The sequence below is a fragment of the Halegenticoccus soli genome (assembly GCF_002844195.1).
GTDB classification, from domain to species: Archaea; Halobacteriota; Halobacteria; order Halobacteriales; family Haloferacaceae; genus Halegenticoccus; species Halegenticoccus soli.
This window is the reverse complement of the sequence record NZ_PEND01000001.1, coordinates 742,787-754,955: the sequence shown is the minus strand read 5'-3', so window position 1 is coordinate 754,955 and position 12,169 is coordinate 742,787. Positions and strand designations below refer to the sequence as shown.

The following is a 12,169-nucleotide window of genomic DNA, read 5'->3' as shown; positions in this document are numbered from 1 at the left end:
GCGCGGCCCCCTTCACCCGCATTCAAGTGCCCCGGCGTGAAGCCTCCGGTAGAACATGACGGAGGCAGCGGACGCGGCACTCGATCGGACCGACCGGCTCGACGACTACCTCGACGCGAACGGCCTGGAGGCGGTGTGGTTCGCCCGCCCGAACTCCTTCGCGTGGCTGACCGGCGGCGACAACGTCGTCGACCGCGCGGGCGACGTCGGCGTCGCGGCCGCGGGGTACGTCCGCGCCGAAGACGGGACGGCGGGGCTCCGGGTCGTGACGAACAACATCGAGGCGGGGCGGCTCGCGGACGAGGAACTGCCGGCCGACGTCGCGGTCGAGTCCGCGCCGTGGTACGAGTCGTCGCTCGCGGAGGCGGTCGCCGCGACCTCCCCGACGCCCGCGGCCGCCGACTTCGACGTCCCGGGGTTCGACCGCGTCGACGCCTCGCCGCTCCGACAGCCCCTCTCGGAGCACGACATCGACGCGTACCGAACCCTCGGCGCGGAGGTGGCCGAAGCGGTCGAGGCGGTCGCGCGCGAACTCGAACCCGACGACGCGGAGCGCGAGGTCGCGGCGGGGCTCCGCATCGCGCTCGCCGCCCGGGGGATCAACGCGCCCGTCGTGCTCGTCGGCGGGGCGGAGCGGGCACAGAAGTACCGCCACTACACGCCGACAGACGCCGAACTCGGCGGGTACGCGCTCCTGTCGGTGACGGCCGAGCGCGGCGGGCTCCACGCCAGCATGACGCGGACGGTCGCCTTCGACCCGCCGGAGTGGCTCGGCGAGCGACACACGAAAGCGATGCAGGTCGAGGCGACGGCCCTGGGTGCGACCCGGGAGGTCGCCCGCCTCGACGGCCCCGCCGCGAGCGTCTTCCACGGTATTCAGGCCGCGTACGAGCACGTCGGCTACCGGGGCGAGTGGCGCAAGCACCACCAGGGCGGCGCGGCGGGGTTCGCCGGCCGCGAGTGGATCGCCACGCCCGACCTCGACGCGCCGGTCGAGACCCCGATGGCCTACGCGTGGAACCCCACGGTGCAGGGCGCGAAGAGCGAGGACACGGTGCTCGTCACGGAGGACGGCTTCGAGGTGCTCACGAGCACCGGCGAGTGGCCGACGCGGCGCGTGGCGGCGATCGATTACCCGGCCGCGGTCGAGCGACCGACCGTGCTGCGGATCGACTGACGCCGAGGGGGCGACGGAGAAGCGGACTCGCGTTCGCCGGTCCGTCCCCAGGGCAACCTTATATGTCGTCCGAGAGAAACGACCGGTATGCCCTGGTACGCGCTCGACGCGGTCGACGACGCCCTGGAGTCGACCCGGCAGTTCCTGTTCCCGTTCCGCTTCGGCCGCTGGCTGCGGCTCGCCGTCATCGTGTTCTTCCTCGGCGGCGGGGGCAGCGGCGGCGGTCTGAACGGCGTCGTCAACGTACCGCCGTCGACGCCGGGACCGGGACCGTCGCCGGGACCCGGCGAACCGATCCCGCCGCTGTCGCCCGGGGAACCGTTGCCGCCGGGCGTTCCGCCGATCGACCTCGGCCTGGTTCTGGCCGTCGTCGGGATCGTCGTCGCCGTCGGGCTCCTCTTCGCGGTGCTCTCGTCGGTCATGCGGTTCGTCCTCCTCGACGCCCTTCGGACCGGGGAGGTCCGCGTCCGCGACCCGTTCCGCCGCCGGTTCGGGAAGGGCATCCGGCTGTTCGCCTTCCAAGCGTTCGTCGCGTTCCTGGCCGCGCTACCGTTCATCCTCGTCGGGGTGCTCGTCCTCGCGGGAGTCGTCGATCCGGCGTCGCTGGCGGCGGGGATCGGCGCGGCGGGGGCCGTCCTCTTGGCCCCGGTCGCCCTCGTCGTCGGGCTGCTCGTCGCCCTGTTCCTTCAGTTCACGGTGCAGTTCGTCGCGCCGGTGATGATCGCGACCGACGGCGGCGTCCTGGCCTCGTGGCGGCGGTTCTGGCCGACGCTCCGAGCGGAGCCGGCGCAGTTTCTCGCGTTCGTCGTCGTGCGGTTCCTGCTGGGGATCGGCGTCGGCATCGCAGTCGGCCTGCTCGTCGCCCTCCTCGGCGCGATCATCGCCGTCGCCGGGTTCGTCGCCGCCCTCGTCGTCACGGCGGCCCTCGGCGGCTTCTCGGCGGCGGTCGCCACCCCGATCGGGATCGGGCTCTACGCGCTGATCGCGGCCGTCGCGCTCCTCGCGCTGCTGGCCGTCTCCCTGCCGATTCAGATCCTGGTCCGGACGTACTTCACGACCTACGAGCTGCGGGTGCTCGGATCGGCGAACGCTCGGTTCGCGCTGCTCCCGCCGCTCGGCTCGGCGGCGACCGGCGGCGCAAAAACCGCCTGAGTCACGGCAGCTGTCGAACGGCAAACTCGACGGACAGGAATACCTTTTTGGCGTCGCCCGAAGAGGGCGCACTCATGGGACTGGACGACGACGCCAGGGAATACCACCGGCGGAATCCGCCGGGGAAGCTGGAGATCTCGACGACCAAGCCGACGAACACGCAGCGCGACCTGAGCCTCGCGTACTCGCCGGGCGTGGCCGCCCCCTGCCTCGACATCGCCGACGACCCCGATCAGGCGTACAACTACACCGCCAAGGCGAACCTCGTCGGCGTCGTCTCGAACGGCTCCGCGGTGCTCGGGCTCGGCGACATCGGCGCGCAGGCGTCCAAGCCCGTCATGGAGGGCAAGGGCGTCCTGTTCAAGCGCTTCGCGGACATCGACGTGTTCGACGTCGAACTCGACCTCGACGACCCCGCCGACATCGTCAGGTCGGTCCGCGCGATGGAGCCGACCTTCGGCGGGATCAACTTAGAGGACATCAAGGCCCCGGAGTGCTTCGAGATCGAAGAGAGCCTCCGCCGGGAGATGTCCATCCCGGTGTTCCACGACGACCAGCACGGGACCGCCATCATCAGCGGCGCGGCGCTGCTCAACGCGGTCGAACTCGTCGAGAAGGACATCGGGGACCTGAACATCGTCTTCTCCGGCGCGGGGGCGAGCGCCATCGCCACCGCGCGCTTCTACGTCTCGCTCGGCGCGGAGCGCGAGAACATCACGATGTGCGACTCCTCCGGCGTCATCACCGAGGCGCGCGCCGGCGACCTCAACGAGTACAAGCGCGAGTTCGCCCGCGACGTCCCCGATGGCGACCTCGCCGACGCGATGGAGGGCGCTGACGTGTTCGTCGGCCTGTCGGTCGGCGGCATCGTCTCGCCGGAGATGGTGCGCTCGATGGCGGAGAACCCGATCATCTTCGCGATGGCGAACCCGGACCCCGAGATCACCTACGAGGACGCGAAGGAGGCCCGCGACGACACCGTCATCATGGCGACCGGGCGGTCCGACTACCCCAACCAGGTGAACAACGTCCTCGGGTTCCCGTTCATCTTCCGCGGCGCGCTCGACGTGCGCGCGACCGAGATCAACGAGGAGATGAAGGTCGCCGCCGCGGAGGCCCTCGCGGACCTCGCCCGGCAGGACGTGCCGGACGCCGTCGTCAAGGCGTACGGCGACCAGCCGCTGCAGTTCGGCCCGGAGTACATCATCCCCAAGCCGCTGGACCCGCGGGTGCTGTTCGAGGTCGCCCCCGCCGTCGCGCAGGCGGCGATGCGAAGCGGCGCGGCGCGCAAGGAGATCGACGTGACCGACTACACGGAGCAGCTCGAAGCGCGCCTGGGCAAGTCCCGCGAGATGATGCGCGTCGTCCTCAACAAGGCGAAGTCGGACCCGAAGCGCGTCGCGCTCGCCGAGGGGACGGACGAGAAGATGATCCGGGCGGCCTACCAGATGGAAGAACAGGGGATCGCGGAGCCGATCCTCATCGGGAGCGAAGAGACCATCCGCCGCACCGCGGGGAACCTCGGCCTGGAGTTCGAGCCGACGGTGGTCGACCCGCGCGACGACGGGTACGAGGCGTACGCCGACCGGCTGTACGAACTGCGCAAGCGCAAGGGGCTCACGCGGAGCGAGGCCGGCGAGCTCATCCGCCGCGACACCAACTACTTCGGGAGCGTGATGGTCGAGCGAGGCGACGCGGACGCCCTCCTCACGGGGCTGACCCACCACTACCCCTCCGCGCTGCGCCCGCCGCTGCAGGTGATCGGGACCGCGGAGGACGCCGACTACGCCGCCGGGGTGTACCTCCTCACGTTCAAGAACCGGGTCATCTTCGCCGCCGACACGACGGTGAACCTCGCGCCCGACGAGGAGGTGCTCGCCGAGGTGACGAAACACACCGCGAAGCTCGCCCGGCGGTTCAACGTCGAGCCGCGCGCGGCGATGCTGTCGTACTCGAACTTCGGCAGCGTCACGAACGAGGGGACCCGCAAGCCGCGCGACGCGGTCCGCCTCCTCCACGACGACCCCGAAGTCGACTTCCCCGTCGACGGCGAGATGCAGGCCGACACGGCCGTCGTCGAGGAGATCCTGAACGGCACCTACGAGTTCTCCGAACTCGACGAGCCCGCGAACGTCCTCATCTTCCCGAACCTGGAGGCCGGCAACATCGGCTACAAGCTCCTGCAGCGGCTCGGCGGCGCGGAGGCCATCGGGCCGATGCTCGTCGGCATGGACAAGCCGGTCCACGTCCTCCAGCGCGGCGACGAGGTGAAGGACATCGTCAACCTCGCGGGCGTGGCGGTCGTGGACGCGCAGGAGGAGTGAGACCCACCACCTTTTGCGCTGCGGGCCATCTGCGGTGGCCCTCGGCAAAAGCTGGACCAAAAGCCTCCTCCTTCACTTCGGTGCACTTCGTGCACCTCCGTTCAGTCGGCGGCCCGCAAGCGCCAATGGCGCTTGCGGTACAACCGCTCGGCGGCGATCTGGGATTGTCACGATCGGGCAGCGGTTGTACCGGGAGCGAACGAGCGTAGCGAGTGAGCGAGCGGACCGAGGAACGAACGGAAGCACAGCGAAGCTGTGCTGAAGTGAGTGACGAGGGTTTTGGTCCAGCTTTTGCCGAGCGAACCCGCGGGGCGGGTTCGCGCAGCGCAAAAGGTGGTGGTCAATCCCCGGCCCGTCTTTCGAACCGCGACGGCGGGGGGAACCGCGGGTCGGCGGCGTTCGCGTCCGCCGAGTCGAGCGGCTCCGGGAGCACGCAGCGGGGCGATCGCCGGTTAACGTGCGCGTACTCCTCCGGCCGGTTCGCGAGCGGGTGAGCGGGGTTGATGCGGCCGTCGATCCTGGCGGCCCGAAGCTCCTCGAACCCGGCGATGCGGGCGAGGATCCCCCGCCAGTGGTGTTCGCTGTCCGCGGGTACCTTGATCGGCCGCGGCGGCTCCCGGTCGGGGTGGTCGGCGGCGAGAACCGCGGCGTTGACGTTCGTGGCGAGGGCGTCGTGGTCGACGAGAACGCCGACGCGCGCGCTCCGCGGGGCGCGCGCGGCGAGCACGTCGAGCCCGAGGTGGAGCGCCCGGTACTCGGCGACGTTGTTGTCCGGCGCGGCGTCCGGCATCGCGATCCGGGCGACGCGCTCGCCGTCGCGGGTCTCGATCACGGCCCCGAGGCCGCCGCCGTCGGGTCGGTAGGAGCCGTCGGTGGCGACGTAGAAGTGGCGGTGATGGGTGCGCGGCGGGTGCGCGATGTGGGGCGTGGGCGACTCGTCGAACAGGTCCCGAAGCGTTGACCGGCCGTGAACGGCCATACGTTCGCTTGGTCGGGCGTTCACTTAAGTATGTGCCGGCTGAGGCAAGCCGTCAATGTCCCGACGGCGCGTCGGACTTATTCGAAAGTGACTCCCAGCCGTGGTTTTCCATAGCATATATAACAGGGTCGAACAATTACGGGGCATGGCTGACGATAGGCAGTCACGGATTAGTAGGCGGAGGTATCTGTCGCTGGTGGGGAGCGCGGCTGCGGCGGCGTCCGTCGCGGGGTGCGCCGGCGGCGACGAGATTCAGACCCCCAGCGGTGACGGGAACGGAGGCGGAAACGGTTCCGGAAACGGCGGCGAGTTCGCCGTCACCATCACGCAGGGGCAGTTGGACTCCGGGCTCGACCCGCACGACCACCGCGAGACGACCACCGACATCGTCCTCATGCAGGCGTACGAGGGGACGCTCGACCGCGACGCGGAGGGGAAGGTCGTCCCGAGCCTCGCCGAAGAGTACGAGCAGGTCGACGACACCACGCTCCGGCTGTTCGTCCGCGACGGAGTCAAATTCCACAGCGGCGACGAGCTCACCCCGGAGGACGTGGCGTTCAGCATCAACCGCATCGTGAACAACGACGTCGGCGGGCTCGCGAGCCCGCAGAAGGACCAGCTCGCGGGCGTGACGGAGGCGACGGTCGTCGACGGCGAGCGCGCGGTCGACGTCGTCTCCGACGGCGTCAATCCGGTGCTGGTGAGCCTCCTCGCGAGCTACGGCGACGTCATGCAGAAGTCCTGGGTCGAAGGCAGACAGAAGAACCAGATCAACTCGGAGGTCAACGGGACCGGCCCGTTCAAGCTGGAGCGGTACACCGAGGACGAGGAGGTCGTCTACACCAAGTTCGAAGAGTACTGGCGCGACCCGGCCGCGGTCGACCGCGTCACCCTCAACGCGGCGGCGGAGTCGAGCACGCGCGTCAACCAGCTCGTGAGCGGCGAGACGGACATCGTGGTGAACGTCCCGCCGCAGGAGGTGGGCCGCATCAACAACCAGGGCAACGCCCGCGTCGAAGCGGTTCCGAGCACGCGCATCATCTACAACGCGATGCGGTACGACGTGGAGCCGTTCTCCAGCCGGGAGTTCCGGCGGGCGATGAACTACGCCATCGACCTGGAGACGATCGTCAAGGAGGTGCTGTCGGACTTCGCCGACGCGACGAGCCAGCCGACCCTCGAAGGGTTCGTGGGGTACAACCCCGACACCGACATCTACCCGTACGACCCCGACGAGGCGGAGCGGCTCGTCGAGGAGAGCGGCCACGCCGGGGCCTCGATCGAGCTGCACACGCCGGTCGGGCGCTACCTGAAGGACCTGGAGATCGCTCAGGCGGTCGTCGGCTACATCAACGAACTTCCGAACGTCGACGCGACCGTCAACCAGCGCGACTTCGGGACGCTCGCGGGCGAGCTGACGACCGGCAGCATCGAGGACAAGCCGCACTTCTACCTCATCGGGTGGGGCAACGAGACGTTCGACGCGAGCCAGACGCTCATCCCGCTGCTCACGTCCGAGGGGGTGCTGACGAGCTGGAGCAACGAGGAGTTCGACGACCTCGTCGCGCAGTCGAACGCGGAGACCGACGAGAACGCGCGCGAGCAACTGCTTCGGCAGGCCAACCAGGTCGCCCACGACGAGGCGCCGTGGATCTTCCTGAACCGCCAGTACAGCGTCTACGGCGCGAGCGGGCGCATCGAGTGGACCCCGCGGCGGGACGAGTCCATCAAGGCGTACTCGATCTCGCCGAAGTGATCCGACGCGACCGGGCCGCGTACCGCGGAACGCACCGATGACCGAACGACCTTCATCGATACACCGACACTCGAACCACGCATGTCACTAGGCCGATTTATCCTCAAGCGGGCCCTGCAGGGCGTCTTCGTCATCTGGGGCGTAGTGACGGTCGTCTTTCTCCTGAGATTCGTGACTCCGGGCGACCCGATCACCTTCATCGCGCCCCTCGACGCCAGTCCGGCGCTCCGGCAACGGATCGCGGCGGAGTTGGGGCTCAACAAACCGCTTTACGTACAGTACTTCGACTACCTCGCGGAGCTCGTTCGGGGGGACATGGGCTACTCCTACATCTCGGGAACCGAGGCCAGCGCGCGCATCTTCGCGCGGCTCCCGGCGACGGTCGAGCTGGCGGTCGTCGCCACGCTCGTCGCCGTCGCGCTCTCGATCCCGCTCGGCGTCGTCAGCGCGACCCGGCGGCACGAGCCGGCCGACTACGCCGCCACGACCTTCTCCCTGGCCGGTATCAGCACGCCGAACTTCTGGCTCGGCATCATGCTGGTGCTCGTGCTGTCGGTGCAGTTCGACCTGTTCCCGACGAGCAGGCGGGCGCTCGGATTCGTCGACGCGCTCGGCTACCTCGCGCAGGGGAACCCGAACGGGCTGATCGTCTGGGCGAAGTACATCACGCTGCCGGCGATCACCCTCGGGACGTACTTCACCGCGCTCATCACGCGGCTCACCCGGAGCGGGATGCTCGACGAACTCGGCAAGAGCTACGTCAGAGCGACCAGGGCGAAGGGGCTCCCCGAGTCGCTCGTGCGGTACAAGCACGCGCTGCGCAACACGCTCATCCCGGTCATCACGGTGCTCGGGCTCCAGCTCGGGTCGCTGATCGGCGGCGCGGTGATCACCGAGGCCGTCTTCGCGTGGCCCGGACTCGGGACGCTCGTCATCAACAGCATCAATGCGCGCGACTGGCCGCTCATCCAGGGCTGTCTGATCGTCATCGGGACGAGCTTCGTCGTGGTGAACATCGCCGTCGACGCGCTGTACGCGTACGTCAACCCGCGGGTGGTGTACGACTGATGGTCTCGCCGCGAACCGTTCGGAACCTGAAGCGCGAACTCGGCCGGAGCGCGCTCGCCAAGGTCGGCATCGCGCTCGTCGTCGCCGTCCTGCTCGTGGCGGTGCTCGCGCCGGTGCTCGCGCCGCACCACCCGCTGAAACAGAACCTCGGCGAGTCGCAGCTTCCGCCGCTGGGGTTCAGCGCGGTGACGAACGAGACGACATCCGAGATGGTCAACGGGAGCATCGAGGTCGTCCAGCGCGAGCGGCAGGTCGACGCCTCGCTGTCGCACCCGCTCGGAACCGACTCGCTCGGCCGCGACATGCTCTCGCGGATCATCTACGGCGCGCGCACCTCGCTGCTCGTCGGCCTCCTGGGAACGACGCTCGCGGTCCTCATCGGCGTCACCGTCGGGCTGACGGCCGGCTACTACGGCGGAAAGGTCGACGACGGGCTGATGCGCGTCTCGGACGTCATGCTCGCGTTCCCGTCGCTGGTGCTCGCCATCGCGCTCATCGGGCTGCTCGGCGGCGCGTCGTTGCGCATCCCCGATCCGATCGTCGCCGCCGGCGTCGAACCGGGGATGCCGCCGAACATCGTCCTTCCGGGGACGGTGATCGTCGTCGTCGCGCTCGTGAACTGGGTCTGGTTCGCCCGCGTCGCCAGGGGCGAGGCGCTGTCCGTCCGGAGCGAGGAGTACGTCAAGGCGGCCCGCGCGCTGGGCGCGAGCGACGCGTCCATCATCCTCCGGCACGTCCTGCCGAACAGCCTCACGCCGATCCTCGTGCTGGCGACGATCCAGATCGCCGCGATAATCCTGCTCGAAAGCTCCCTCGCGTACCTCGGCTTCTCGGGCGCGAACCTCTCGTGGGGCTTCGACATCGCGCAGGGGCGGCAGTACCTCTCGACCTCCTGGTGGATCGCGTCGCTGCCCGGGCTCGCCATCGTCCTCGCGGTCGTCGGCATCAACCTCGTCGGTGACTGGCTCAGGGACGCGCTCGACCCCGGCATCGAGGGGGAGGGGGGCGTATGACCGACGAGATCCTGCGGGTCCGGGGCCTTTCGACCCGCTTTTTCACGGAGGAGGGGCAGGTCAACGCCGTCGAGGACGTCAGCTTCGACGTCCGCAACGGCGAGATCTACGGCATCGTCGGCGAGAGCGGATCCGGAAAGAGCGTCACCGCCCTCTCGCTCATCGACCTCGTCGACTCGCCGGGGCGGATCACGGCCGGCGAGGTGTGGTACCGGAACGCCGACCTCGCCGGGGAGTTCCGCGAAACGCGCCCCGAGGCGGTCGACGGCGAGTTCGTCGACGTGCGTCGGCTCCCCGAGGGCGTCCGCCGATCGCTCCGCGGGCCGGCGTTCAGCACGGTGTTCCAGGATCCGATGAGCAGCCTGAACCCCTCGCTGACCGTCGGCGAACAGATCGCCGAGGCCGTCGAGGTGCAGCGGCGCGCCCGGGCGAACCCCCGGCGGACGCGGTCGCGGACGCAGGGGTACGGTCTGAGCAACCTCATCGTCGACAGCGTGCTCCCCTCGCGGTCCTACGTCTCCGAGGAGAGCAGCGAGCGGGCGGTCGAACTGCTCGAACAGGTAGGCATTCCGGACCCGGCCGAGCGGGCGGAGGAGTACCCCCACCAGTTCTCCGGTGGGATGCTCCAGCGGGCGATGATCGCCCAGGCGCTCGCGGGCGAGCCGGACGTGCTCGTCGCGGACGAGCCGACGACCGCGCTCGACGTGACGATCCAGGCGCAGATCCTGACCCTCCTGCGCGACCTCCAGGAGCGCGAGGGGATGAGCGTCGTCATGATCACCCACGACCTCGGCGTCATCGCCCGGATGTGCGACCGCGTCGGGGTGATGTACGCGGGCGAGATCGTCGAGAGCGGAACGCTCGCGGACGTGTTCGAGAACCCCGTGCACCCGTACACGCGGGGGCTCCTCGGGTCGATCCCGGACCTCGAAGACCCCGCCCCGCGCCTGCAACCCATCGAGGGGAACGTCCCGAGCCTGCTCGACTCGGAGATGGGCGACCGGTGTTACTTCGCCGACCGGTGCCCGATGGCGATGGAGGACTGCCTGACCCGGATCCCGGAGTTCGCGGTGTCGGCCGGCGAACCGCAGGGCGGCGTCGGGAGCGACCTCGACGGCGTCGACGACGCCGCGGGGGGCGGGAACGGCGGCGCTGAACGCGGGGACGACGGGACGGAGCACAGGGCGCGCTGCGTGCTCGCGGAGCGGGAGTACGATCCCGAGAGGGCGCTCCCCGACGGCTACTTCGACCCCGAGTCGGCGGGTCCGCCGCGGTCCGCGGATCCGGAGCGACGGCGGGAACCGGAGGTGAACGCGGATGACTGACGCGGGCGACCCGCTGGTCCGCGTCCGCGACCTCCGGAAGTACTACGTCGAGGGCGACTCGCTGCTCGACAGGCTCCTCGGTCGGGGGTCCCGGAGCGTCAAGGCGGTCGACGGCGTGAGCTTCGACGTCCGCCGCGGCGAGACGCTCGGCGTCGTCGGCGAGTCCGGCTGCGGGAAGTCGACGACCGGCGAGACGCTGCTCCGCCTGCGCGAGGCGACGAGCGGGCGCGTCGAGTTCGACGGCGAGAGCGTCCTCGACATGGACGGCGACGAGCTCACGCGCTTCCGCCGGCGCGCCCAGATCGTCTTCCAGGATCCCTTCTCCAGCCTCGACCCCCGGATGACGATCGGCGAGATCCTCGCCGAGCCGCTGCGGATCCACGGGCTCCCCGAGGACACCGGCGACGGCCGTTCGAAGTCCGAGTACCGCCGCGACCGCGCGAAGGAGCTGCTCGAACGGGTCGGCCTCTCGGCGAACCAGGTGGATCGGTACCCCCACGAGTTCTCCGGGGGACAGCGCCAGCGGATCGGGATCGCCCGCGCGCTCGCGCTCGAACCCGAGTTCATCGTCCTCGACGAGCCCGTCTCCGCCCTCGACGTCTCCGTCCAGGCGCAGGTGCTCAACCTGCTCGACGACCTCCAGGAGGAGTACGGCCTGACGTACCTGTTCATCGCCCACGACCTCTCTGTCGTCCGGCACATCTGCGACCGCGTCGCCGTCATGTACCTCGGCGAGATCGTCGAACTCGGCCCGACGGACGACCTGTTCGACGACCCGCGACACCCCTACACGCGGGCGCTTCTGGAGAGCGTCCCGCGGGCGAAGCTCTCCGAGCAGGGCCGGCGCGTCGAGGCGCTCTCTGGCGACGTGCCGTCGCCGCGGGACCCGCCGTCGGGCTGCCGGTTCCGGACGCGCTGCCCGCTCGTCATTCCGCCCGACGACGTCGACATCGACCAGCGGACGTACCGCGAGGTGATGGACCTCCGCGACCGCGTCGAGTCCGGCGATCTGAACCCGGACGCGGTCTGGGACGCCGTCGGGGATCCCGGCAGGGCGGACAAGCCGGCGTTCAAGCGGCACCTCCGGGAGGAGCTGTTCGACACCGACCTGGACGGCGAGAACGAGGACGTCGTCGAGAAGGCGCTCGACGCCCTCGCCGAGGGCGACGGCGACCGCGCGGCCGAAACGCTCCGCGAGCGCTTCGAGAGCGTCTGCGAGACGACGCGACCGGTTCTCCAGGAGCGCGATCACCCGGCGGCCTGCCACCTGTACGATCAGCCGGTCGAACCCGACGCCGGGAGGGACGAGGCCGAGGCGCGGGCGGACTGAGCGTCGCACGCCCCGGCCGCCCCGGGCGTCCGTCGGTGGATCCGA

At 69.9% G+C, this 12,169-nt stretch carries 9 protein-coding genes; 8 read left to right on the top strand and 1 reads right to left on the bottom strand.

Going from position 1 to position 12,169, the window contains the following annotated elements:
- Positions 1–55 precede the first annotated feature (55 nt).
- The 3 genes from CNO20_RS03900 to CNO20_RS03890 all read left to right on the top strand — a co-directional run bounded on the left by CNO20_RS03900 (position 56) and on the right by CNO20_RS03890 (position 4,653).
- Positions 56–1,177, top strand: coding sequence for a M24 family metallopeptidase (locus tag CNO20_RS03900; RefSeq protein WP_101294685.1), 1,122 nt, complete (start codon positions 56–58; stop codon positions 1,175–1,177).
- 87 nt (positions 1,178–1,264) lie between these two features.
- A complete protein-coding gene (locus CNO20_RS03895) occupies positions 1,265–2,329 on the top strand; it encodes a DUF7544 domain-containing protein (protein ID WP_101294684.1) in 1,065 nt (354 codons plus the stop codon).
- A gap of 74 nt (positions 2,330–2,403) precedes the next feature.
- The gene (locus CNO20_RS03890) at positions 2,404–4,653 is read left to right on the top strand and encodes an NADP-dependent malic enzyme (protein WP_101294683.1); all 2,250 of its coding nucleotides are present in this window, start codon (positions 2,404–2,406) and stop codon (positions 4,651–4,653) included.
- 340 nt (positions 4,654–4,993) lie between these two features.
- Here CNO20_RS03890 and CNO20_RS03885 read toward each other — a convergent pair whose 3' ends face one another.
- Entirely contained in the window at positions 4,994–5,632 is a 639-nt protein-coding gene (locus CNO20_RS03885; RefSeq protein WP_101294682.1) for a ribonuclease H family protein, read from the bottom strand.
- 145 nt (positions 5,633–5,777) lie between these two features.
- On the opposite strand from CNO20_RS03885, the gene CNO20_RS03880 reads away from it, so the two are divergent.
- From CNO20_RS03880 to CNO20_RS03860, 5 genes are all read left to right on the top strand, one after another.
- Positions 5,778–7,388 carry an ABC transporter substrate-binding protein gene (locus CNO20_RS03880; protein WP_101294681.1) on the top strand — a complete coding sequence of 537 codons (1,611 nt, stop codon included), beginning with the start codon at positions 5,778–5,780 and terminating at the stop codon, positions 7,386–7,388.
- Between the two features lie 81 nt (positions 7,389–7,469).
- Entirely contained in the window at positions 7,470–8,456 is a 987-nt protein-coding gene (locus tag CNO20_RS03875) for an ABC transporter permease (protein ID WP_101294680.1), read from the top strand.
- Positions 8,456–9,469 (top strand): ABC transporter permease, encoded by a 1,014-nt coding sequence (locus CNO20_RS03870; RefSeq protein WP_101294679.1) that lies wholly within the window; start codon positions 8,456–8,458, stop codon positions 9,467–9,469. The genes CNO20_RS03875 and CNO20_RS03870 overlap by 1 nt, the downstream gene beginning before the upstream one ends.
- Complete coding sequence (locus tag CNO20_RS03865) at positions 9,466–10,794, top strand: ABC transporter ATP-binding protein (RefSeq protein ID WP_101294678.1); 1,329 nt, start codon at positions 9,466–9,468, stop codon at positions 10,792–10,794. Before CNO20_RS03870 ends, CNO20_RS03865 begins: the two co-directional genes overlap by 4 nt.
- The gene (locus tag CNO20_RS03860) at positions 10,787–12,124 is read left to right on the top strand and encodes an ABC transporter ATP-binding protein (RefSeq protein WP_101294677.1); all 1,338 of its coding nucleotides are present in this window, start codon (positions 10,787–10,789) and stop codon (positions 12,122–12,124) included. The genes CNO20_RS03865 and CNO20_RS03860 overlap by 8 nt, the downstream gene beginning before the upstream one ends.
- Positions 12,125–12,169 lie beyond the last annotated feature (45 nt).